Here is a 22505-nt window from a genome sequence, read left to right on the forward strand (position 1 = left end):
TCTTATCAAGAAATGGTGCGGAAAGAGAGACTTGAACTCTCACAACCGAAGTTACTGGAACCTAAATCCAGCGCGTCTACCAATTCCGCCACTCCCGCATCGTTTGTACAATAAAGTACAGGTAGTTATTTTAAACTCTTCATTGAGTGCAATTTAACTCTTGCAGAGCCATTTCTAAAAAAAGAAATGGTGGCTAAGACGGGATTTGAACCTGTGACCCCATCATTATGAGTGATGTGCTCTAACCAGCTGAGCTACTTAGCCATTGTTGGCTGGGATACCAGGATTTGAACCTGGGAATGCCAGGATCAAAACCTGGTGCCTTACCGCTTGGCGATATCCCAACAATAACAATTGATAGTTTTAATTCTTATCAAGAAATGGTGCGGAAAGAGAGACTTGAACTCTCACAACCGAAGTTACTGGAACCTAAATCCAGCGCGTCTACCAATTCCGCCACTCCCGCATCGTTTGTACAATAAAGTACAGGTAGTTATTTTAAACTCTTCATTGAGCAACAAAAAAATAAATGGTGGCTAAGACGGGATTTGAACCTGTGACCCCATCATTATGAGTGATGTGCTCTAACCAGCTGAGCTACTTAGCCATCTTTTTTTGTTAGCACTTCATCGCTGAGTGCGGGGCGTATTATGCTGATATGACCCAAATTCGTCAACACCTTTTTTGCAAAAAAACACTTAACTGTGTTTGTTTGCAGGAAAATTAAGCTAACAGGCTAAAATTTAATAAAAATGCTGTTTTTTTGACTGCAATTCAAATACAAATCATGACGATAAATTTAAATAGTAAAAACACACTATTTAAAGCTGTTTGATTATTCAACAAACTATCGTGCATGGCTTAAATTTTAGCATTAATTTGATATCCCGATACGTAAATTAATAGCCAAAGTGTTATTTTATTTTTAAAAAGGCTGGTATTAATTCGTTTTTTAACTGTAACGAGGCGTTTTAAAAAAGGTTTAGCTTGATTGTATGCATTGTTTAAGTGCTCTTATAAAGAGATTATATAAACGCAAATGCGATAATTAATTAGCAGGAGAGAGAGGTAAAGGTTATAAAATAAAGGATACAAAAAAGGCTCGTAAAAACGAGCCTTTAAAAATTATTACCAAGCTAAATTGGTTTAATCTGTACTTATACGTTGAACAAGAAGTTCATTACATCGCCATCTTTAACAATGTACTCTTTACCTTCTTGACGCATCTTACCTGCTTCTTTTGCGCCACTCTCACCTTTAAAGGCAACAAAGTCGTCAAAAGCAATAGTTTGCGCACGGATAAAGCCACGCTCGAAGTCGGTATGGATTTTACCCGCTGCTTGTGGTGCTGTTGCACCTACAGGGATTGTCCATGCGCGTACTTCTTTTACGCCAGCTGTAAAGTAAGTTTGTAATTGTAGTAATTCATAACCACCACGAATAACAAGGTTAAGGCCTGGCTCTTCTAGGCCAAGATCAGCCATAAACTCAAGCTTATCTTCGTCATCTAATTCTGAAAGCTCAGATTCGATAGCGGCACATACAGGAACAACAATCGCATCTTCAGCTGCGGCAATAGCGCGTACACGATCAAGGTATGGGTTATTTTCAAAACCATCTTCAGCAACGTTTGCAATATACATTGTTGGTTTAATCGTTAAGAAGTTTATAGAGCTAATTGCTGCTTTTTCTTCTTTAGTTAGTGCTAGAGCACGTAAAGTTAAGCCTTCGTCAAGATGCACTTTTACTTTTTCAAGTACAGCATTTTGCTCTTTAGCGTCTTTATCGCCACCTTTAGCTTTTTTTGAATTACGGAAAAGGGCTTTTTCAGCACTATCCATATCAGCAAGCACTAACTCAGTGTTGATTACGTCAATATCGTCAGCAGGGTCAATAGTACCCGCTACGTGGATGATGTTTTCATCTTCAAAACAGCGAACTACGTGGCCAATTGCATCGGTTTCACGAATGTTAGCTAAAAACTGGTTACCAAGGCCTTCACCTTTAGATGCGCCTTTTACTAAGCCAGCAATGTCTACAAATTCCATACTAGTGGTAAGAACTCGTTGAGGATTAACAATTTTAGCAAGTTCGTCTAGACGAGGATCTGGCACAGGTACCACACCTGTATTAGGCTCAATGGTACAAAAAGGAAAGTTAGCGGCTTCAATACCCGCTTTAGTTAGTGCATTGAAAAGCGTTGATTTACCAACGTTAGGCAAGCCAACGATGCCACATTTAAAACCCATAGTAAGATACCTTGTTTAGATTCGTTTAAACGATGTGCTTGAACCCAAGTTATTAGGGTTTAAACGAATGTAGTCTGTTTTGTGCTTTTAACACACCATCTTTTGCAAGTATTTCCATACAACGAACTGCTTCATCAACAGCAGCATCCATTTTTTCTTGGTCTACTTTGGCCGCTTTTCCAAGCACCCAACCAGTTACCATTTCACGATGCCCCGGATGACCTACACCTATGCGTAAACGCATAAAGTCTTTTTGATTTGCCATTTTTGCAATAATGTCTTTTAAACCATTATGACCGCCATGTCCGCCGCCTTTTTTTAATTTGGCAACGCCTGGGTCTAAATCCAATTCGTCATGGGCAACTAAAATGTCCTCGACAGGGATTTTGAAAAAATTAGCTAAACTACTGACCGCTTTACCACTTAAATTCATGTAAGTAGTGGGGATCAATAATTTGAATTCTTGGCCTTGAATTATCACTTTGCCAGTGAGGCCGTGATATTTAGGATCGTGTTTTAGAGTGCAGTTGTAGCGTGCAGCGATTTGCTCGATGAACCAAGCACCTGCATTGTGGCGTGTGTTTGCGTATTCGGGGCCTGGATTAGCCAGGCCCACAAGCATTTGAATAGAATTCAAGGTTGCGAGACCTTAAAAATTATTCTGCTGCTGCAGCGTCGTCTTCAACTGGAGCTGCTTTGTTTGCTTTGATAGTCAGGATAGACTGATCATGGCCTTCGCCTTTACCTAAATCTACAGAGCTTACGCCTTTAGGGAAAGTAAGGTCAGAAATATGAACAGAATCGCCAACAACAAACTTAGACACATCTACTTCGATGAATTCTGGAAGTGCTTTTGGAAGACACGTGATTTCAACTTCAGTTAACTGGTGAACAACAGTTGCGCCAGCTTTAGTTACAATATCTTCACCGATGAAGTGTAGAGGAACTTTAGTTTGAAATTTATGAGTAGCATCTACACGTTGGAAATCAAGGTGAGTAAGCTTAGGTTTGAATGGGTGACGTTGGATATCTTTTAAGATTACTTCAACAGCTTCGCCATCTACGTTAAGCGTAAGGATATGCGTGTAGAAACCTTCGTCTTCTTGCGCTTTGATCATATCTTTATGAGCAAAAGTAAGAGATAAAGCTTCTTTGTCAGCTCCGTAAAGGATTGCAGGAACTTTGTCTTCGCGACGTAGGCGGCGGCTCGCACCAGTACCAGTTTCTACGCGAAGTTCAGCGTTATACGTATAAGTTTTGTTAGACATGATGTCTCCAGTTATTTAAATGTGTAGGGCCTTTGCGACCAAGGTCCCTAGCCAAAAGGCGCGCTATCATACCACCACGCTCAGACAAAATAAACATCGCTTACAAAAAAAGCGCCAAAAGGCGCTTTTATACTCAGGAATGTTTAATCTTAGTGTTCAAACATCGCTGAGATAGATTCTTCGTTACTAATACGACGAATAGTCTCTGCTAACATGTCAGCAAGCGTAAGTACCTTTATTTTATCAAGGGCTTTAAGCTCGTCAGATAGCGGAATTGAGTCAGTTACAATTACTTCGTCAATCATTGAGTCACGTAGGTTCTCTGCTGCTTTACCTGAAAGAATAGGGTGCGTTGCGTATGCAAATACACGCTTAGCTCCATGTTCTTTAAGTGCTTCAGCGGCTTTACATAACGTACCACCGGTATCAATCATATCATCTACGATAATACAATCACGGCCTTCAACATCACCAATAATGTGCATTACTTGAGAAACGTTTGCTTGTGGGCGACGTTTATCAATAATAGCTAAATCGGTATCGTTTAGTAGTTTTGCAATTGCACGCGCACGTACAACACCACCAATATCTGGAGATACAACAACGACGTCTTCAAAGTCGCGTTCTTTCATATCTTCAAGTAATACAGGGCTGCCAAATACGTTGTCTACTGGTACATCAAAGAAGCCTTGGATTTGTTCCGCATGTAAATCAACCGTAAGAACACGGTCAACACCTACACTTGATAAGAAATCGGCAACAACTTTAGCGGTAATTGGAACACGAGCAGAACGTACACGACGGTCTTGGCGCGCATAACCAAAATAAGGAATGACGGCAGTAATACGACCTGCAGATGCACGACGTAGAGCATCAACCATAACGATAAGCTCCATTAAGTTATCGTTTGTAGGGGCACAGGTTGATTGCAAGATAAAAACATCCGAGCCACGAACGTTTTCATTTATTTGAACACTGATCTCACCGTCGCTAAAACGGCCAACAACAGCATCGCCTAATTCAATATATAAACGTTTTGCAACTTTTTGAGCTAACTCAGGTGTTGCGTTACCAGCGAAGAGCTTCATGTCAGGCACGGTAGGGTTCCTCAGGCACTGAATATTTGGACTAACGAGCAGTAATAAATACCACTGCAAGTTAACTTATGATTACTTGTACGTTACTTCATTGATCGAAAATGGCGGTTAACTCCGTATGAGCAGGTGAGACATTTGCGCTTGAAGCCACAAAACCCTGCCAAGTATGGGGGAGATTTTCAAGTACATCTTGTGCTTGAACTTGACTAGCAAATTCGACAAAACAACATGAACCTGTTCCGGTCATCTTCGACGGTGCGTATTTTAGCAACCACTGGAGGGTTTTTTCAACCTCGGGACAAAGCTTTTTAACTAAAGGCTCACAATCGTTGGTTAAAATATGGTGTTTCCAATCGCCTATTATTTTTGGTGTGTCGCGTTTTAAATCGGGGTGTGTAAATATTTTAGCCGTACTTACATGTTGATTTGGGTGCACAACACAGTACCATTTTTGTTCAAGTTCTACGTGGTGCAATTTCTCACCAATACCATGTGCTATGGCGCTTTGACCTTGTATGAACACCGGAACATCAGCGCCTAATTTAAGCCCTAATTGAGCTAGGGTTTCTAAATTCAGCTCTAATTTCCATAACTTATTTAGGGCTAATAAAGTGCTGGCTGCATCGGACGAACCACCTCCAACACCGCCACCCATTGGCAGGCGTTTAATTAAATTTATTTTTACACCAAGCGATGTTTTGCAGTGAGTTTGTAATAAAAGTGCCGCTTTATAGATGAGATTATCAGTTAAAGGTATGTCTTTAGTATCACCATCGATAGAAATACTACCATTCGTTGTTAGCTCAAAATGCAACTCATCACCAAAATTTAAAAAAGTAAATAAGGTTTCTAGTTCATGATAGCCATCTTCTCGGCGAGCATTTATATGTAAAAATAAATTGAGCTTTGCCGGAGCAATAAGTGAAAAAGAGGTTTTGTTATTCATGTTTATTTAAATTGCCAATCGTAGAGTTGAATCTTAATTTTTATTTGTTGATGCTTTAGCGTCAGTTTAGTTGGTAGCCAGTAACCTGCGTTTTGTATATAAGTGCCGTAATCTATTTGCCATTTTTTACCTGTATTATCAAACCACAATACTTGCTTTGCGCGGCCTAACTCATCAACAACTAAACTTTGATCGTCAATGGTGCCCTTAAGCCAATTATCGGCATTATCAACAGGGAGTGTAAAACCCGTTAAGCGCTTTAAGAGTTCTGCAGCATTAGTATCAAAGTACTCATCGCCGTCAAACTCTAATTCAGCACCGTTTGCTGTTTGTTTAAGCGACAAAATACGCGTACCAATAAAGGTAGTCAGTATTAAATTATTGGAATTTGTTGTTTGCTGCCAATTTAAGTTTGCAGATTGACGCTCTTGTGGGCTAATAAACGCGAGTTTACCCTCGACCTGCCAAGTTTTTTGAGCAGCTAAACGTGGTTTCCAATCATCATAAAGTGTTGTTTTTGTATCAATTTGATGAGCACAGCCACCTAAAAACAAAAAAAACATGAATAAAATCAAATATTGTCGAATCAAATGTTGTTCCTTACTTTCCATATTCCGCTGATTTTTGGTAAAATTACCGCCTTTGAAGTAGGGCTCAGCAATATTTGGCAAATATGACCATAATAGCACTAGGTATAAATCACAAAACCGCATCCGTAGAATTACGTGAAAAAGTGGCCTTTTCGCCTGAGCAAATTTCAGAGGCGTTGCAACAATTAAGCGGCCATGCCGACTTTAATGAAGCGGTTATTGTGTCTACCTGCAATCGAACCGAGATCTATTGTAGCCTCGCTCAGCAAAATTCCCAAACACTGTTGACTTGGCTTGCCAGTTTCCATGGTTTGGATGAACATGAACTGAGTAATAATATTTATTGCCACGAAGGTAATGACGCTATTAATCACTTGATGCGTGTAGCTTGCGGTTTAGATTCCTTGGTATTAGGGGAGCCGCAAATTTTAGGGCAAATAAAACAATCGTTTTTTAGCGCTAAAACCCACGATGCTGTAGGTGTTACTTTTGATAGATTGTTTCAAAAAACATTTTCGGTGGCGAAACAAGTTAGAACCGAAACAAATATTGGCGCAAGCGCTGTATCGGTTGCATTTGCGGCTGTTAATTTAGCGAAGCATATTTACGGTAAGCTCGATAAAACAAACGTATTATTAATTGGCGCCGGCGAAACCATAGAGTTAGTTGCTAAACATTTATATCAAAATGAGCCACAAAATATCACCGTTGCAAACCGAACTATTGAGCGAGCTCGAAGCTTAGCTGACGAGGTGTCGGCGGATGTAATTGCTTTAGCGCAATTGCCAGAACGTTTACATAAAGCCGATATAGTGATTAGTTCTACAGCCAGTACTTTGCCTATTATTGGTAAAGGGGTTGTTGAACAAGCGCTTAAGCAGCGCCGTCACAAGCCTATGCTATTTATAGATATTGCGGTTCCGCGCGATATAGAAAGCCAAGTAGGGGAGCTAGATGCTGCCTATTTATATTCCGTTGATGACTTACAAACCATTGTAAGCGAGAATATGGCAGCGCGAGAGCAAGCTGCCGAGCAAGCACAAATAATTATTACTGAGCGCACCAAAGAATTTGCAATGTGGATGCGTTCACTCGATTCGGTAGATTTAATCCGCCATTATCGAAATGATGTACAAACAATTAAGTCAGAACTTGTAGAGCGTGCTGTTAGTCAGCTAAACACAGGTAAAGATGCAGAAAAAATTATATTAGAGCTCGCCAATAAATTAACCAATCGCTTAATGCACGCGCCTACCCGTGCAATACAAGACGCAGCGAAAAAAGGTGAAGTGGCGCAGCTAAACCAGTTGAAAAAAATGTTAGGTATTGATCAGGAATAACCGTTAAATGAAAGAGTCTGTTTATAATAAATTAGAAACCTTAGTAGAGCGTTACGAAGAAGTACAAGCGCTGCTAAGCGACCCGTCGGTCATTAGTGATCAAAATCGTTTTCGTGGGCTTTCAAAAGAATATTCTGAGCTTGAAGAGATTGTAAAAACGTTTTTAACCTACAAAGAAACGCAAGACGATTTAGCCAGTGCAGAAGAAATGCTTAAAGATTCTGACCCTGAAATGCGTGAAATGGCGCAAGAAGAATATAAAGAAGCAAAAGCACAAATACTAGTGATTGAAGATCAAATTCAAGTATTAATGTTGCCAAAAGATCCGCGAGATAACAACAACGTGTTTGTTGAAGTACGTGCAGGGACGGGCGGCGATGAAGCGGCTATTTTTGCTGGTGACTTATTTCGTATGTACAGCCGCTACGCAGAAAATAAAAAATGGAAAGTAGAAGTTGTAAGCACCAATGAAGGTGAGCATGGCGGTTACAAAGAAGTTATTGCAAATATCAGTGGCGAAGGTGTTTACGGTCAATTAAAGTTTGAATCAGGCGTACATCGCGTACAACGTGTACCAGAGACTGAATCACAAGGTCGTGTTCATACCTCAGCGTGTACTGTTGCGGTTATGGCAGAAGTACCAGAAGCAGAAGCGATACAAATTAATACAGCAGATTTAAAAGTTGATACATTTCGTGCATCAGGCGCAGGTGGTCAGCACGTAAATAAAACTGATTCTGCTATTCGACTTACACATATACCTACCGGTGTTGTGGTTGAGTGTCAGGATCAGCGTTCGCAGCATAAAAACCGCGCTAAAGCGATGTCAGTACTTGCAGCTCGACTGCAACAAGCTGAAGATGAAAAACGCCATGCGGCAGAAGCCTCTGAACGTCGTGACTTGGTAGGTAGTGGCGATCGTTCTGAGCGTATTCGTACTTATAACTACCCGCAAGGTCGTATTACCGATCACCGTATTAACTTAACACTTTATCGTTTAAACGAAGTGGTAGCCGGTGATTTAAGCTGTGTTATTGACCCATTAATGCAAGAGCATCAAGCTGACTTACTTGCGGCCATGGGCGACGAGTAATTGTGGCTCACACTCTTGAACAAGCAATTGCTGCAGGTGCTGACTTATTAGCACTTAGCAGCGAAAGTGCTAAATTAGATGCACAAGTTTTACTTCTTCATATACTTCAAAAACCTCGCAGTTACCTTTTTACTTGGCCAGAACATACGCTTAGTGATGAGCAACAATCGCAGTTTAATGTATTTATCCAAAGACGTTTAAAAGGTGAGCCCGTAGCCCATATAACTGGGCTGCGTGAATTTTGGAGCTTATCGCTTGAAGTTAACGCAACGACCCTAATACCTCGACCAGATACTGAAACATTAGTCGAGCAAGCACTTGAAATAGCGCTACCCGCTACAGCAAAAGTGCTGGATTTAGGCACAGGTACTGGTGCAATAGCGTTGGCACTGGGTAGTGAAATGCCTAATTGGCAAATTACTGCAGTAGATAGAGTAAGCGATGCAGTTGCACTTGCTACACGTAACCAGCAGCGATTAGCGATTAATAATGTACATGTTAAACAAAGTAACTGGTTTAGTGAGTTGCATGGCGAAAAATTCAATTTAATTGTCACTAACCCTCCTTATATAGAAAGTAGTGATATACATTTAAATCAGGGTGATGTGCGCTTTGAGCCTCTATCGGCATTAGTGGCTGATGATTGCGGAATGTCTGATATTAAACAAATAATTACACAATCACGTGACTATTTGTCATCTAATGGCTATCTTTTAATAGAACACGGTTTTGAGCAAGGTGAAGCTGTTCGTCATTTTTTTGAAAAAATGGCGTTTGTTAATATTAAAACAGTGAAAGACCTTGGTAACAATGACCGTGTAACACTTGCACTGTGGCCCTAGAGAATAATAATTTCCTACTAGTGCGTTAAATAATGCCATGAAGGAATTTCGACTATGATGGGTGATTTTTTATTTTCAGATGAACCAGAAGAAACAATCGATGAGATTGAACACGGTACCTGGAAAGTATTAATCGTTGATGATGAACCTGAAGTTCATGCTGTTACAAAACTAGCACTGAGTGATTTTGAATTTCAAAATAAACGCTTAGAGTTTATTAGTGCCTACTCAGGTGCTGAAGCGAAAGAGCTCATAAAAGAGCATCCAGATGCCGCTATTGTGCTACTTGACGTGGTAATGGAAACCGACGACGCTGGTTTGCAGGTTGCTAAGTTTATTCGTGAAGAAGCTAAAAATAATCATATACGGATTATTTTAAGAACAGGCCAACCTGGCCAGGCACCTGAACGTCAAGTCATTATTAATTATGATATTAACGATTACAAATCGAAAACGGAGCTAACGGCTCAAAAATTATTTACTGTTATTATGTCGAGCCTACGCTCGTATCGGGATATTATTTCGATTGAGCAATCACGCGAAGGGCTTGAGAAAATAATTATAGCGTCTCGTGATATTTTTTCTGCGCATTCAATAGAGCACTTTATTGAAGGCGTTATGCAGCAATTAACATCTTTATTGGGTATTGCTGATCAAGCTATGTATGCCACCACTTTAGTTGCACAAAACCCAGAACATGAAAAAAATAAAAGACTAATAGTTTGCTCTGGCACTGGCGATTTTGAAAAAAGTGAAGGTAAAGAGCTTGATGAGGTATTACAAGCTGAGCAGTTAAGTGCGTGTCATCAGGCGCTTAATGATAAAAGTATCATTTATAAAGATAATTACTTATTTGCGTACTGCAGTAGTGAGTACAATCATAATTCAATGCTGTTCATATCAGGTGTCCCAAAGGATTTAACGGATACTCAGCGTCATTTAATCAAAATATTTTCTCAAAATGTGCAACTTGCCTTTGAAAATGTGCAGCTTCAGTCTGAAATAGAAGCGACACAACAAGAGCTTGTTTATAGGTTAAGTGAAGCAGTAGAGCAGCGCTCAACCGAGACAGGTAATCATGTTAAACGTGTAGCACATATTTGTCATATTTTAGCTGAGGGCTATGGTTTATCTAAACATGATGCAGATTTAGTAAGGTTGGCGTCTCCTCTTCATGATGTAGGTAAAGTGGGTATTCCTGATGCGATTTTAAACAAACCAGCAAAGTTAGAACCTCAAGAATGGGAAGTGATGAAAACCCATACTGATAAAGGCTATACTATTTTAAAAGACTCTCCCCATGAAATTGTGAGTACAGGTGCAATTATTGCAAAAGAGCATCATGAAAAATGGGATGGGTCTGGTTACCCACAAGGTCTAAGCGGAAACGCAATTAATGTATTTGGTCGCATAGTCGCACTTGCTGATGTATACGATGCACTTCGCCATAAACGGTGTTATAAAGAGCCTTGGACATTACAAAATGTGGTTGATGAAATTAATGCTGAAAAAGGCACACATTTTGAACCAAAAATGGTTGAAGTATTTAACGAAAAGCTTGATGAGTTAGAGGCGGTTCTTAGCCGTTTTCCTGATTAAATTTTTATAAAACAGAAGTACAGGGGCATATGGATTATTTAGCAGTAAAGCACTCGCACATGGCAATTGCGATGTTAAGTGTAATATTATTTTATGTTCGCGCTTTTTCGCGAATGGGCAGTGGTAAATTAGCAAAAAATAAAGCGGTAATGATTGGTAGTCACAGTATAGATACTTTGTTATTAGTGTCTGCACTTACGCTTATATTTATGGCTAAAATTAATCCGTTTGAACAATATTGGCTATTAGAAAAAGTAATTTTAGTGGTTATATACATCGGTATTGGGGCTAAAAGCGCCAGACAAACTAAAATGACGGCGAAAGTTGCTTACGTTTTAGTTAACACCGCTGTTATTTTAGCGATAGGTTATTTAGCGACGTCTAAATCAGCTTTTTTGCTTTAAGTAATATCTGACTATTTGAGCTTTATAGTTGTTTTGTAAAGCTCAAATACAACTCCCTCTCAGAAAATATTCAAATACACCTCTATATTGGTATATAGCTTTAAAGTTAGGTAAACTACGCCTTCGTTTTCTAAAATGTTGCAGTATTAATGACTACCCTCGGGTTTGACGAACACGATGAATCTTATCTTGATGATGCTTACGATGAATTTACACCTCCAGCGATTTACCGCTGTATTAAAGCAGAGTCAAAGTGGGACCCTCAGATAGATTTAACACCATGTTATGAAACTTTAACTGACTTTGAACAGCAAATTTCAGCGCTGTGTTTAAAAGTGAGTGATGAGCACGATCGCCTCGAAAAATTATTAGATATGTTTTACAGTGATTGGCTATTTAGTGCATCAGGTTTAAAAGTGCCTGAATATAAATTAAATACATTAAGCTATACGCTTTCTATGCGCAGTGGTTCACCTACAACACTGGCAATTATACTTTGTCATTTTTTACAACAAGCTAACTGTGACGCGAACCTTAGTCTTACCCAAGGTGATGTTGGCGTACATGTGGCGATTAGTGACGAAGAAGGCTACATAATAGAGCCAAGCAGTGGACAACAAAGTTGGTATATTATCCCTGAAAACGCAGATGAAGATGATGGTCAAGAGCAAGAGCCACTAGAACTGATTTTTGATGACGAAGTATATAAGTTATTTTTAGCTCAGCAAAAATGGTCTTTCATTAGCGAAAATAAATTTGGTCATGCTTTAACCTGTGTAGAGATGCTAATGGAGTTAATAGGCGACGACCCGTATGAGAGACGCGACAGAGGTTACTTATTAAATCAGCTCGGTTGCCCTAAAATGGCACGTGATGATTTACAGTTTTTTGTAGATGAGTGTCCGGACGATCCTGCAATAGAGATTATTCAACACCAAATAGAAGAACTAGAAGATAATAATAAAACGCACCATTAAGAATAGGAATAATTATGGTTGAAACTCAAAGCGCATTAATTACAAATGATGCCGTTGTGCTTGGTTTGCTTGCTATTATTTTGGGGTTTATTTTTAAAACCTCAAACAGTGAGCGTCCAGCTTTAAAACGATTTTATAAATACGTACCTGCTTTATTACTGTGTTACTTTTTACCTTCGTTATTAAATACCTTTGGTATTGTAGATGGTAATAAATCTAATGTTTATTATGTGGCTTCGCGCTACTTACTACCAGCCTGTTTGATACTACTTACCATTAGTATTGATTTAAAAGCGATTATTAACTTAGGCCCTAAAGCACTTATTATGTTTTTAGTGGGTACTTTAGGCATTGTTATTGGTGGGCCATTAGCTATTTTAGTGGTGAGCGCATTTGACCCAAGTATTGTTGGTGGGCATGGCCCAGATGCCGTATGGCGCGGTATGACAACTGTTGCAGGTAGCTGGATTGGCGGCGGTGCTAACCAAGCATCAATGAAAGAAATGTTTGAAGTTGGTGGTGATATATTCTCAGTAATGATTACAGTAGATGTAATTGTCGCTAATATTTGGATGGCTGTTTTATTGTTAATGGCAGCAAATCATAAAAAGATTGATGCAGCGACGGGTGCTGATACAAGCGCAATTGAAGACTTGAAAAAGCGTGTGGAAGAATATCACGCAGAACATGCACGCATCCCAACTCTTAATGATTACATGACGCTGATTGCAATTGCATTTGGTATAACTGGCTTAGCACACTTTTGCGCTGACTTTTTGGGGCCGTACTTTGGCACTACTTATGAATGGGCAAAAGAATACAGCTTAAACAGTAAATTCTTTTGGCTAATTGTTATATCAACAACGATTGGTATAGGCTTATCGTTTACTAAAGTGAGGCAAATAGAAGCGTTTGGCGCTTCAAAAGTAGCTTCTAGCTTTTTATATATTTTGGTTGCATCGATTGGTTTACACATGAATGTAACCGCTATTTTCAATAACCCTGGGCTATTTTTAGTGGGTGCAATTTGGATGTTAGTGCATGCAAGCATCATGTTAATTGTGGCTAAACTGATTAAAGCACCGTTATTTTATATGGCAGTGGGTTCTCAGGCTAATGTGGGCGGCGCAGCGTCAGCACCTGTTGTAGCATCAGCGTTTCATCCGTCATTAGCGCCTGTTGGTGTCTTGTTAGCTGTACTAGGCTACGGTGTGGGTACTTATATGGCTTATATTTGTGGATTAATGATGCAAGCAGTTGCACCTTAAGGAATTTAAATGAAAGACCAAATTATTAAAATTAATGAAATTGAACTTGCAAACAACAAACCGTTTGTATTGTTTGGTGGTATTAACGTATTAGAATCTCGCGATTTAGCAATGCGTGTTGCAGAGCATTACGTAGAAGTTACGACGAAACTAAATATTCCTTATGTATTTAAGGCCTCATTTGATAAAGCTAATCGCTCTTCAATCAATTCGTACCGCGGTCCAGGTATGGAAGAAGGTTTAAAAATATTCGAAGAAATTAAAAACACGTTTAAAATTCCACTAATTACTGACGTACATGAACCGCATCAAGCTGCACCTGTTGCAGAAGTTGTTGATGTAATTCAGTTACCTGCTTTTTTAGCGCGTCAAACAGATTTAGTTGTGGCGATGGCTAAAACAGGTGCAATTATTAATGTGAAAAAACCACAGTTTTTAGCGCCACATGAAATGCGTCATATCATTACTAAATTTAATGAAGCTGGTAATAACAACGTAGCTCTTTGTGAGCGTGGTTCTAGCTTTGGTTACAACAACCTTGTGGTTGATATGCTGGGTATGGATGACATGAAGGCAATGGCACCTGTTATTTTTGATGCAACACATGCGCTACAACGCCCTGGTGGACGAGCTGACTCTGCTGATGGTCGTCGTGCACAAGCTGCAGAGCTTGCGCGCAGTGGTATGGCGTTGGGTATTGCTGGTTTATTTATTGAAGCGCATCCAAATCCTAACGAAGCTAAATGTGATGGCCCATGTGCGCTAGCGCTTAGCAAGTTAGAAGGGTACTTAACGCAAATGAAAGCGGTTGATGATTTAATTAAAAGTTTTGCACCACTTGATACAAGTGCAAGCGATTTATAATTAAGCATGATGTTTATTAAAAAGCGACTCAGGTCGCTTTTTTTATGCCTTTAATATACACAAACTTATATGATCTATATAATCTCACGCATAAGAAAAACTAATTCTAAGCTTGGTTATTATGTCAAGACGGGTACCTCCATTAAACGCATTAAAAGCCTTTGAAGCGGCTGCGCGCCATTTAAGTTTTACAAAAGCTGCAGAAGAGCTTTATGTAACGCAGGCGGCAGTAAGTCATCAAATAAAAACACTTGAAGAGCATTTAGGGCTGAAGTTGTTTTTACGTAAAAACCGCTCTTTATTATTAACTGAAGAAGGCCAAGGCTATTTTTTAGATATTAAAGAGATTTTTACTCAGCTTATTGATGCAACTGAAAAGCTATTAGCTCGTGGCGCTAAGGGCTCACTAACGGTAAGCCTAACCCCTAGTTTTGCTATTCAGTGGTTAGTGCCTCGTTTGAGTTTGTTTAATGAGTTACATCCAGAGATAGATGTGCGAATAAAAGCACAAGACCAAGATGAAAACTCACTCACGGATGACGTAGATATTGCTATTTATTATGGAAGGGGTCATTGGAATGGCGTACAAGCGTACAAGCTTCATACCGAATATTTAGTACCACTTTGTAGTCCTATGTTATTAAGCGGTTTAAAGCCGCTTGATCAACCTAGTGATTTAGCGCATCACACACTATTACACGACACTACACGTAAAAACTGGAAAACGTGGATGAAAACCGCAGGCGTGCGTAACATCCAGGTAAATCAAGGGCCTATATTTAGCCACTCATCTATGGTGTTACAAGCAGCGGTACATGGACAAGGTGTGGCAATTGGCAATAGTGTATTAGCTAAACCCGACATAGACGCAGGGCGTTTGGTAATTCCATTTAATCATAGCCTAGAGAGTAAAAATGCGTATTACTTAGTGCTTCGTGAGTCGCAAACAGAGCTTGGTAAAATAGTTTCGTTTAAAGAGTGGATGCTGAGCCTAGTAGAGCATGAGCAAGAACATGAGTATTAATAATGATTGAATGGTTTAAAAGCACGGAGCAACCTGCAATAGCACAGTTTATATTTGCACATGGCGCAGGTGCTGGTAGCGATTCTGACTTTATGCAGCACATGGCAAAATTAATAAGCGAGCAGGGTGTTGATGTTGGTTTATTTGATTTTGAATATATGCAAATCGCTAAACAAACTAATAAACGCAGGCCTCCTGAGCGAGCACCAAAGTTACTTATTTATTATGAACGAGTGCTAACGAATGCGCAGCCAGATTTACCGTTGTTTATAGGGGGTAAATCGATGGGCGGTCGCATGGCATCAATGCTTGCATGTAGTACAGAGCAAAGCCTTTCAGGTGTTATAGCATTTGGTTATCCATTTCATCCGCCTGGTAAGCTAGAAAAATTACGCACCGATCATTTTGCTGATATTGTTTGCCCTTTTTTGGTATTACAGGGCGAGCGAGATACATTTGGTACACGTGAAGAACTTCTTACTATGAAAATGCCAAAGCAGCCTTTGTTTACTTGGCTGAGTGATGGCGATCACTCATTAAAACCACGTAAAAAAAGTGGCGTAACTGAACTGCAAAATAGAGAAACAGCAGCGTTAAGTGCCGTTGAATTTATTAAGCAACAAATTGAGATACGTTAAGACTCGAGCAGGGGGTTAGATGATTAAATTATTTTTAATGACCGGTAGTATTTTTTGTATGCTTTCGGTGATGTTAGGTGCATTTGCTGCCCATGGTTTAAAAAGCCGTTTATCGGAGTATTCATTAGGGGTTTTTAAAACGGCTGCTGAGTATCAAATGGTACATGGACTTGCACTTATTGCGGTGGCTATTTTAATTAAATGGGGCATAAACCTGAGTTGGGCTGGTGGCTTTTTTATAATGGGCACACTACTTTTTAGTGGTAGTTTATATTTACTCGCTCTAACAGGAATGAAGTGGCTTGGGCCTATAACACCGCTTGGTGGGTTGTGCTTTATTATTGGTTGGATTGTTATTTTAGTGCAAGTTGCACGATTTAAGTTTTAAAGAGTTTAAGGGTTAATATGTCTAGTGTTGTGATTTTTTGTCGTAGTGGTTTTGAAAACGATGCCGCTGCTGAAATAACGTTTCATGCTGCAGAGCAAGGTTTTGCAGGGTATGTAAAAGCAAAACCAAATACAGGTTATGTTGTTTACGAATGTTTTGAAGCGCATCACAGCGATGAAATAATCAAAAAAGTTGATTTTAAAAACATGGTGTTTGCACGTCAATGGTTTGCCGGCACATTACTTGAAAACATGCCAGTAGAGGACCGTGTGAGCGCAGTAGTTGAAGCTGCTAAAGATTTTACATTATGCTCAGAACTGCGCGTTGAAACGCCAGACACAAACGAAGGCAAAGAGCTTTTAACGTTCTGTAAAAAAATCTCAACACCGCTTAAAAAAGCCCTCGAAAAACAAAATACTGTACTACGTGAGCCAAAAGTAAATCGCCCAGTAATGCATGTCATGTTTTTAACAAACAATACGGCTTATGTTGGTTACTCGTATAGCTTTAATAATTCTCCATTTTTCATGGGTATTTTGCGCCTTCGTATGCCAAGCGATGCACCGAGTCGCTCAACGTTAAAACTCGATGAAGCATTTAACGTATTTATACCTGAGCAACAACGCGAGTCACGCGTAGCTGCCGGTATGCGCAGTGTTGATTTAGGTGCATGCCCAGGTGGTTGGACTTATCAGCTTGTACGCCGTGGTATGTTTGTAAGTGCGATTGATAACGGCCCAATGAATGACGATTTAATGCAAACTGGGCAAGTTAAACATTTTAGGGCCGACGGTTTTAAATATCGCCCAGAAAAAAGAAATATTACTTGGTTAGTGTGCGATATGGTGGAAAAACCGACCAAAGTGACTACGCTAATGATTGACTGGGCAGTAAATGCATACGCAAAAGAGTTTATATTTAACTTAAAGCTGCCTATGAAAAAACGCTTTGATAGTGTTTATGAATGCCTTTCGATGATCAGAAAAGAGCTTGAGAAACAAGGTATCAATTACGAGTTGCAAGCTAAACATCTATATCATGATCGTGAGGAAATAACCGTTCATTTAAACGTTACTAAGGTGCCACAAAATTTGTATAGTTAATATGTAGAGGCTAAAAGTGGTAAAAAACAATATTAATAAATAGCTAAGTTTACTTTTTTTATCACTTTTAATCACAGGTTGTGGCGGGGGAGGCGAAAGTAGTGATACAACTACGCCCTCTGGTAACACTGCGCACAGTGTTACGCCTTCGGTTAGCAGTAACGTTATTACTTCTAATCAATCATTTACTATTACAGCGCTTGCAAGTGATAGCGACGGACAAATTGTCAGCTATCAATGGCAACAACTTAGCGGGCCCGAGTTTACGTTTACCTCTAACGGTAACACGCTTACAGCCACTGCACCTAGTGTAACAACCGATACGACCTTTAGCTTTTCGGTTACAGTTACTGACAACTCAGGTGCTACTGCACAACAAGTTTTTTCAGGCACTATCACCTCTCAAAATAATGCTCCCACAGTTAATATAACAGGCCCAAGTAGTGCACTTGCCAGCACACAGTTAGTTTAGTTGCTAACGCTCAAGATACAGATGGCACTATAAGTAATATTAATTGGATTCAGTCTGCTGGGGACAATGTTGAGTTTTCACAAACTGATGGAGTCCTTAGTTTTACCGCCCCTAATGTATCTGAAAATACAACACTAGGTTTTAGCGTAACCGTAACTGACAATGCAGGTAAAAGCGCTCAAGCGAGTAAAACGGTTTTAATTAATCAAGTAAATAGCGCGCCAACAGTCATTGTTACAGGCCCTGAAGAAGCTGAAAAAGGTGACAGCGTAACCCTAGTTGCAGATGCACAAGACAGCGATGGTAGTATTAATAGCATAACTTGGCAGCAAATAAGTGGTCCTGTAGTTGAACTTACTCAAACACAAACAAGCATTAGCTTTAATGCGCCCACTGTTGCACAAAATACCAATGTTACATTTGTGGTTACTGTAACCGATGACGATAACGCTACAAATAGCGCTCAAAAAACAGCTGTAGTATTAGCACCAAACAATCCACCAACTGCAGATGATGTAAGTATTAGCGTGCAATATAATCAAGCCACAGAATTTAGTTTAGTAGTTAGCGATGCTGATAACGATACGGTTCAGATTGATTTTGGTGATGATTTAAATGGTGCACAAATTAGTGTCATTGATGCACAGGCCTTACTTTTTAGCTACACGCCTCCTGCAAACAGTATCACTTCACAAAGCTATACGTTAACAGCGTCTGATTCAAAAGACACAACCGAATTTACCTTGAATATTACTGTGGTTGATTCAACGCCCGCTACAATTAGTAATGTAACACCCCAAAGTAATAATGACCCAGTTCTTGTAGATAGCCCTGTTAGTATTACATTTTCAGATATTATGCTAACGAGCACTTTAGCAGTTAATTCTAGTAGTGGTGCTTGTACAGGAAGTGTACAAGTGTCAGCAGATGATTTTACTACTTGCTTGGCCTTAAATATTGAAAGTTTGTCGGGTACTACTATTGACACAAGTACTTATTTTCATACTGTAAATGTAAGCGCAAGCTTTAATGAAGATACCCAATATATTGTCCGTGTTACAGCTGATTTAACTAATTTTGATGATACGGCCATTGAAACGCAAACAGCTACTTCTTTTACTACCTCTAGCCAAGATATAAAAATAACTGAAGTTTCTTCTGTGCAATTTAGTAACGACCTACCTTGGATTGAAATTTATAACGGCACAGGGGCTGCTGTAGACTTACAGAGTTATTCGCTTAAATCCCGCAGTATTAATATGGTTAATAGCTCGACTAGTGCAGAGACAACTTTTTCACTGCCCAATAAAGAGCTTGAAAATGGTGAGTACCTTATTTTACAAAGTAAGTTTGGAGATGATTTTTTAGTAAATGCATCAGTTAACAACCCTAAAATAGCGCTTGTAGGTAATGCTAGTGATGAAATTAGACCTTATTGGTACATAAACGGTTTTGTAGAATTACTTAATAGTGCAGGTACACAAACAATCGACTTTGTAAAATTTGGTAACTCAGTACAAGAACCAGTAACGCCATCACAATGGCAAGGTGGTAACGCAGAGCAAATCATCTCCGAGCAAGGAGGCAGCTTAAAGCGCGAGTTTAATGCGACAGACACTAATCAAAGTACTGATTGGAGTTATTCTGTGTTTAACACACCCGCTGGGCCAAACAATATAAATTGCACAATAGATGATGAGGATGGTATTCCTGATTGCGCTGAGCAACAGGGTACAACATTCGCGGGTTTACCACTTTATGAGTGGGGGGCGCGTACCGCACAAAAAGATATATTTATTGAAGTTGATTATATGGACAGCAGTGATGTAGGTATTACTCCACATCGAACAGCATTTGAAAAAGTAGCCACTGTTTTTGCAGAAAAAGGTTATACAGTCCACTTTGACGTAGGTGATTTGTTTGATCAAAATACAAATACAGCACCGCAAAACTTTGATTTAGGTGGCGGAAATCTTGTCCCTTTTAATAGCTATACCCCGTTTGAATACGATTTAAGTAGCCCTAATTTATTTACTTATAAAATGGAATATAGCGATATAACTCGCAGGCCCATTTTCCATTATTTATTAATGGCAAGTAGTGGTAACGAAGACGGTAGTATTAGTGGTTCGGGTATTGCTGAGATAAGCGGTAATAATTTAATGGTAACTATGGGGGGCTGGGGTTTAACGCTTGATACGCAAGTAGCAACCAATGTAATTTATAATTATCAAGCATCAACAATATTTCATGAGTTAGGTCATAACTTAGGTTTATACCATGGCGGTGATGAAGAAGTTAATTTTAAGCCTAATCATTTAAGCTCTATGAACTATTTATATCAATTAGCGGGTTTATCAACAATAGGTAATAACGAAGGCGATCGCTACTATGAGCGTTTTTACCCAGGCAATGCTAGTTGCGATATTGCACCAAATACTAATAGTCATTTAGGCTCTACGGATGATTTTATTATTGATTATTCAAATGGTAGTTCAGCAGATTTAAATGAAAGCACCATACTTGAAGTACAGGGGTTAAATAGAAATAGCTCACTACCAGTTGATTTTAATTGTAATGCAATTAACACCGAAAGCTTAACCAGCTTTGATACTAACCAAGATAATACAATATCAATTCTGAGTGATGTAGATGAGTGGAGCATGCTTAATTTACAGTTTTATATGCAAAGTGCAGGTAATCGATTTGGGGTGCCAAAGACAAATAACAGTAAGGTGCATAATTTACAAAGCTCGCCTACTAATATTGAAACGCTGCCCAGTTATATAAAAGAAGCACAGCCAAGTAGTGCAATTATTGCTGAGTTAAAAGCAATTAAAGAGCAATAGTATGAAGCCAATGCTAAGCACTAAGTTTATTATCTTGAATAGTTTTTTTAGCTTACTAATAGCGTGTAGCGATACTAACAATGCACGTGAGTGGTTACTAAAAAATGATAATTTGTATTATAAAAATACAGCTGTTGACTGGCGAATTGAATCAGTAAAGGGCTGTAATACATGCGTTATACGCCAAGATGTTGTTTATCAGCCTGAAGGTATTAGTCGTTATAATACGTTAATGCAGAGTCAGAATTGGGTCGCGGTACATGAACTAAGTAAAATCAATGTCATTCGTTTAAAGATGCCAGACCAAACACCTTATTTATACGTAGAGCGTGTAAAAGGTCAAATACTAAAGCTGTTTGATCAGCAGCAAAACTACAGTATAAAAATTGGTGAAGTTACAGCCGTTAATATTAATAATCAGCGCTTTAGTATTTTGATTAAAAAATTTGAATAAGTAGATAAACAAAGCGATGCATTACCAAGGCGTGCATCGCTTGAGTTTATTGCTTTAAAAATAGATTAAAAAAAGCACTTTAGGTGCTTTTTAATCTAGAATGCGGTGTCCTTCGGATATTGAAAAAGTTAGCAACCTTTTAATTAACTGCGATATTTTGGACGATAGTTATCTACCCATAAACGTGTTGCACCGCAGACTGCGACTGGCATAACTATTAAGTTTATAAAAGGGATAGCAGTTAACAACATAACAGCAAAACCAAATCCGTATGACAAACCTTGCTTAGATTTTAAATCGTCTTTCATTTGCTTAAAGTCAATTTTATGATTATCAAACGCATAGTCTTCGTATTGAACTGCGTACATCCAACAAGTAAACAACACCCATAGTATTTGACCAATGACCGGTAAAACCCATAACAATATAAAAAAGCCAATTGCGCGAGGAAGGTAGTAGCATAGTTTTGTCCACTCACGGGCAAGCATGCGAGGTATATCTTTAACTAGTTCGGCAAAGCCGTCATCGTTAATTTTTTGACCTGTTAGGTAAAGCTCAACTTTTTCACTCAAGAGCGCATTGAAAGGGGCTGCAATAAAATTAGTGATAACTGTAAAGAGCATACTATAGCTAAACAAAACAACTAATACAGCAATAGGCCACATTAGCCACTCTAACCAGCTTAACCACTCGGGGAGCATGTTGTTTATGTAGCTAAAACTATCACTTAACCAGCCAACTAAAAAAAACAGCGAGCTACCAAACAGCAAAATATTAATTAATAGCGGAATAAGGACAAAACGCTTTAGCCCTTTTTGGCTAATTAATTTAAACCCCGAAAAAAAGTATTCCATACCTTGTGTGATCTGCACTGTAACCTCAAAAAATATTTATCATTACTTATAGTATAAATAGCTTAAAAATTTTGAACAGTACTTTTAAGTAACAAAGTGTTAGCTTTAATATTGTGGTTTTGTTTATATAGTAACAATAGGTGTTCAGTAATATGCAACTATGATTATTTAAGACAGGCCCGATTA

Annotated in this window: 22 protein-coding genes, 5 tRNA genes and 1 pseudogene; 16 read left to right on the top strand and 12 right to left on the bottom strand. The window is 39.0% G+C overall.

All coding sequences use genetic code 11. The annotated features are described in order from the left end of the window. Positions 1-13: 13 nt before the first annotated feature. From ABX891_RS07570 to lolB, 11 genes are all read right to left on the bottom strand, one after another. Positions 14-98, bottom strand: a tRNA-Leu gene (locus ABX891_RS07570). A gap of 89 nt (positions 99-187) precedes the next feature. Beyond that, positions 188-264 (bottom strand) — tRNA-Met (locus ABX891_RS07575). A gap of 5 nt (positions 265-269) precedes the next feature. Beyond that, positions 270-344 (bottom strand) — tRNA-Gln (locus ABX891_RS07580). A gap of 37 nt (positions 345-381) precedes the next feature. Further along, positions 382-466 (bottom strand) — tRNA-Leu (locus ABX891_RS07585). Positions 467-530: 64 nt separating this feature from the next. Continuing rightward, positions 531-607, bottom strand: a tRNA-Met gene (locus tag ABX891_RS07590). Positions 608-1157: 550 nt separating this feature from the next. Then, positions 1158-2249: a redox-regulated ATPase YchF gene (gene ychF, locus ABX891_RS07595; RefSeq protein WP_354629221.1), complete on the bottom strand. Its 1092-nt coding sequence runs from the start codon at positions 2247-2249 to the stop codon at positions 1158-1160. A 52-nt stretch (positions 2250-2301) separates the two neighbouring features. Beyond that, positions 2302-2886 (bottom strand): aminoacyl-tRNA hydrolase, encoded by a 585-nt coding sequence (pth, locus tag ABX891_RS07600; RefSeq protein WP_166419131.1) that lies wholly within the window; start codon positions 2884-2886, stop codon positions 2302-2304. A gap of 19 nt (positions 2887-2905) precedes the next feature. Next, entirely contained in the window at positions 2906-3517 is a 612-nt protein-coding gene (locus ABX891_RS07605) for a 50S ribosomal protein L25/general stress protein Ctc (RefSeq protein ID WP_008171830.1), read from the bottom strand. Between the two features lie 149 nt (positions 3518-3666). Continuing rightward, positions 3667-4614 carry a ribose-phosphate pyrophosphokinase gene (locus tag ABX891_RS07610; RefSeq protein WP_007583957.1) on the bottom strand — a complete coding sequence of 316 codons (948 nt, stop codon included), beginning with the start codon at positions 4612-4614 and terminating at the stop codon, positions 3667-3669. An 88-nt stretch (positions 4615-4702) separates the two neighbouring features. Continuing rightward, the gene (gene ispE / locus ABX891_RS07615; RefSeq protein WP_354629222.1) at positions 4703-5560 is read right to left on the bottom strand and encodes a 4-(cytidine 5'-diphospho)-2-C-methyl-D-erythritol kinase; all 858 of its coding nucleotides are present in this window, start codon (positions 5558-5560) and stop codon (positions 4703-4705) included. Between the two features lie 2 nt (positions 5561-5562). Then, positions 5563-6150 (bottom strand): lipoprotein insertase outer membrane protein LolB, encoded by a 588-nt coding sequence (gene lolB, locus ABX891_RS07620; RefSeq protein WP_024598309.1) that lies wholly within the window; start codon positions 6148-6150, stop codon positions 5563-5565. Positions 6151-6233: 83 nt separating this feature from the next. Between lolB and hemA the strand changes: the two genes are divergently transcribed. The 16 genes and pseudogenes from hemA to ABX891_RS07695 all read left to right on the top strand — a co-directional run bounded on the left by hemA (position 6234) and on the right by ABX891_RS07695 (position 21465). Then, the gene (hemA, locus tag ABX891_RS07625; RefSeq protein ID WP_294119031.1) at positions 6234-7490 is read left to right on the top strand and encodes a glutamyl-tRNA reductase; all 1257 of its coding nucleotides are present in this window, start codon (positions 6234-6236) and stop codon (positions 7488-7490) included. A gap of 7 nt (positions 7491-7497) precedes the next feature. Next, positions 7498-8583 carry a peptide chain release factor 1 gene (gene prfA / locus ABX891_RS07630; RefSeq protein ID WP_024607703.1) on the top strand — a complete coding sequence of 362 codons (1086 nt, stop codon included), beginning with the start codon at positions 7498-7500 and terminating at the stop codon, positions 8581-8583. 2 nt (positions 8584-8585) lie between these two features. Next, the gene (gene prmC, locus ABX891_RS07635) at positions 8586-9425 is read left to right on the top strand and encodes a peptide chain release factor N(5)-glutamine methyltransferase (RefSeq protein WP_197099055.1); all 840 of its coding nucleotides are present in this window, start codon (positions 8586-8588) and stop codon (positions 9423-9425) included. Positions 9426-9479: 54 nt separating this feature from the next. After that, positions 9480-11024 carry a response regulator gene (locus tag ABX891_RS07640; RefSeq protein WP_197099054.1) on the top strand — a complete coding sequence of 515 codons (1545 nt, stop codon included), beginning with the start codon at positions 9480-9482 and terminating at the stop codon, positions 11022-11024. Between the two features lie 29 nt (positions 11025-11053). Then, positions 11054-11428, top strand: coding sequence for a SirB2 family protein (locus ABX891_RS07645; protein ID WP_354629223.1), 375 nt, complete (start codon positions 11054-11056; stop codon positions 11426-11428). 149 nt (positions 11429-11577) lie between these two features. Further along, the gene (locus tag ABX891_RS07650; RefSeq protein WP_002958558.1) at positions 11578-12405 is read left to right on the top strand and encodes a tetratricopeptide repeat protein; all 828 of its coding nucleotides are present in this window, start codon (positions 11578-11580) and stop codon (positions 12403-12405) included. A gap of 14 nt (positions 12406-12419) precedes the next feature. Then, positions 12420-13673, top strand: a complete 1254-nt coding sequence (locus ABX891_RS07655) for a DUF819 family protein (protein ID WP_024595290.1) — start codon at positions 12420-12422, stop codon at positions 13671-13673. A gap of 9 nt (positions 13674-13682) precedes the next feature. Then, positions 13683-14537 (top strand): 3-deoxy-8-phosphooctulonate synthase, encoded by an 855-nt coding sequence (kdsA, locus tag ABX891_RS07660; RefSeq protein WP_002958560.1) that lies wholly within the window; start codon positions 13683-13685, stop codon positions 14535-14537. Positions 14538-14658: 121 nt separating this feature from the next. Continuing rightward, positions 14659-15561: a transcriptional regulator GcvA gene (locus ABX891_RS07665; protein WP_002958561.1), complete on the top strand. Its 903-nt coding sequence runs from the start codon at positions 14659-14661 to the stop codon at positions 15559-15561. 2 nt (positions 15562-15563) lie between these two features. Continuing rightward, positions 15564-16199 (top strand): alpha/beta family hydrolase, encoded by a 636-nt coding sequence (locus tag ABX891_RS07670; RefSeq protein WP_354629224.1) that lies wholly within the window; start codon positions 15564-15566, stop codon positions 16197-16199. A 19-nt stretch (positions 16200-16218) separates the two neighbouring features. Further along, complete coding sequence (locus ABX891_RS07675; protein WP_024595287.1) at positions 16219-16587, top strand: DUF423 domain-containing protein; 369 nt, start codon at positions 16219-16221, stop codon at positions 16585-16587. A gap of 17 nt (positions 16588-16604) precedes the next feature. Further along, positions 16605-17690, top strand: a complete 1086-nt coding sequence (gene rlmM, locus ABX891_RS07680) for a 23S rRNA (cytidine(2498)-2'-O)-methyltransferase RlmM (RefSeq protein WP_354629225.1) — start codon at positions 16605-16607, stop codon at positions 17688-17690. 190 nt (positions 17691-17880) lie between these two features. Continuing rightward, complete coding sequence (locus ABX891_RS20560) at positions 17881-18162, top strand: PKD domain-containing protein (RefSeq protein WP_442449130.1); 282 nt, start codon at positions 17881-17883, stop codon at positions 18160-18162. Between the two features lie 38 nt (positions 18163-18200). Beyond that, positions 18201-18575, top strand: a pseudogene (locus ABX891_RS20565) (PKD domain-containing protein); the annotation flags it as partial. A gap of 9 nt (positions 18576-18584) precedes the next feature. Continuing rightward, positions 18585-21011, top strand: a complete 2427-nt coding sequence (locus ABX891_RS07690) for a lamin tail domain-containing protein (RefSeq protein ID WP_354629226.1) — start codon at positions 18585-18587, stop codon at positions 21009-21011. Position 21012: 1 nt separating this feature from the next. Further along, positions 21013-21465, top strand: a complete 453-nt coding sequence (locus ABX891_RS07695; RefSeq protein WP_354629227.1) for a hypothetical protein — start codon at positions 21013-21015, stop codon at positions 21463-21465. Positions 21466-21608: 143 nt separating this feature from the next. On the opposite strand, the gene cysZ is transcribed toward ABX891_RS07695, so the two are convergent. Next, positions 21609-22319 carry a sulfate transporter CysZ gene (gene cysZ, locus ABX891_RS07700; protein ID WP_182671383.1) on the bottom strand — a complete coding sequence of 237 codons (711 nt, stop codon included), beginning with the start codon at positions 22317-22319 and terminating at the stop codon, positions 21609-21611. Between the last annotated feature and the right edge of the window lie 186 nt (positions 22320-22505).

The organism is Pseudoalteromonas sp. NCIMB 1079 (assembly GCF_040567695.1).
Classification (GTDB): domain Bacteria; phylum Pseudomonadota; class Gammaproteobacteria; order Enterobacterales; family Alteromonadaceae; genus Pseudoalteromonas; species Pseudoalteromonas distincta.

What these genes read in the sequence shown, in the direction of transcription:
- kdsA (WP_002958560.1), top strand. Translation starts at nt 13,683, where the DNA reads ATGAAAGACCAAATTATTAAAATTAATGAAATTGAACTTGCAAACAAC.
- ABX891_RS07655 (WP_024595290.1), top strand. Translation starts at nt 12,420, where the DNA reads ATGGTTGAAACTCAAAGCGCATTAATTACAAATGATGCCGTTGTGCTT.
- rlmM (WP_354629225.1), top strand. Translation starts at nt 16,605, where the DNA reads ATGTCTAGTGTTGTGATTTTTTGTCGTAGTGGTTTTGAAAACGATGCC.
- ABX891_RS07675 (WP_024595287.1), top strand. Translation starts at nt 16,219, where the DNA reads ATGATTAAATTATTTTTAATGACCGGTAGTATTTTTTGTATGCTTTCG.
- ABX891_RS07650 (WP_002958558.1), top strand. Translation starts at nt 11,578, where the DNA reads ATGACTACCCTCGGGTTTGACGAACACGATGAATCTTATCTTGATGAT.
- ABX891_RS07645 (WP_354629223.1), top strand. Translation starts at nt 11,054, where the DNA reads ATGGATTATTTAGCAGTAAAGCACTCGCACATGGCAATTGCGATGTTA.
- ABX891_RS07640 (WP_197099054.1), top strand. Translation starts at nt 9,480, where the DNA reads ATGATGGGTGATTTTTTATTTTCAGATGAACCAGAAGAAACAATCGAT.
- ABX891_RS07670 (WP_354629224.1), top strand. Translation starts at nt 15,564, where the DNA reads ATGATTGAATGGTTTAAAAGCACGGAGCAACCTGCAATAGCACAGTTT.
- ABX891_RS07665 (WP_002958561.1), top strand. Translation starts at nt 14,659, where the DNA reads ATGTCAAGACGGGTACCTCCATTAAACGCATTAAAAGCCTTTGAAGCG.
- hemA (WP_294119031.1), top strand. Translation starts at nt 6,234, where the DNA reads ATGACCATAATAGCACTAGGTATAAATCACAAAACCGCATCCGTAGAA.
- ABX891_RS07695 (WP_354629227.1), top strand. Translation starts at nt 21,013, where the DNA reads ATGAAGCCAATGCTAAGCACTAAGTTTATTATCTTGAATAGTTTTTTT.
- ABX891_RS07605 (WP_008171830.1), bottom strand. Translation starts at nt 3,517, where the DNA reads ATGTCTAACAAAACTTATACGTATAACGCTGAACTTCGCGTAGAAACT.
- prfA (WP_024607703.1), top strand. Translation starts at nt 7,498, where the DNA reads ATGAAAGAGTCTGTTTATAATAAATTAGAAACCTTAGTAGAGCGTTAC.
- ychF (WP_354629221.1), bottom strand. Translation starts at nt 2,249, where the DNA reads ATGGGTTTTAAATGTGGCATCGTTGGCTTGCCTAACGTTGGTAAATCA.
- cysZ (WP_182671383.1), bottom strand. Translation starts at nt 22,319, where the DNA reads ATGGAATACTTTTTTTCGGGGTTTAAATTAATTAGCCAAAAAGGGCTA.
- ispE (WP_354629222.1), bottom strand. Translation starts at nt 5,560, where the DNA reads ATGAATAACAAAACCTCTTTTTCACTTATTGCTCCGGCAAAGCTCAAT.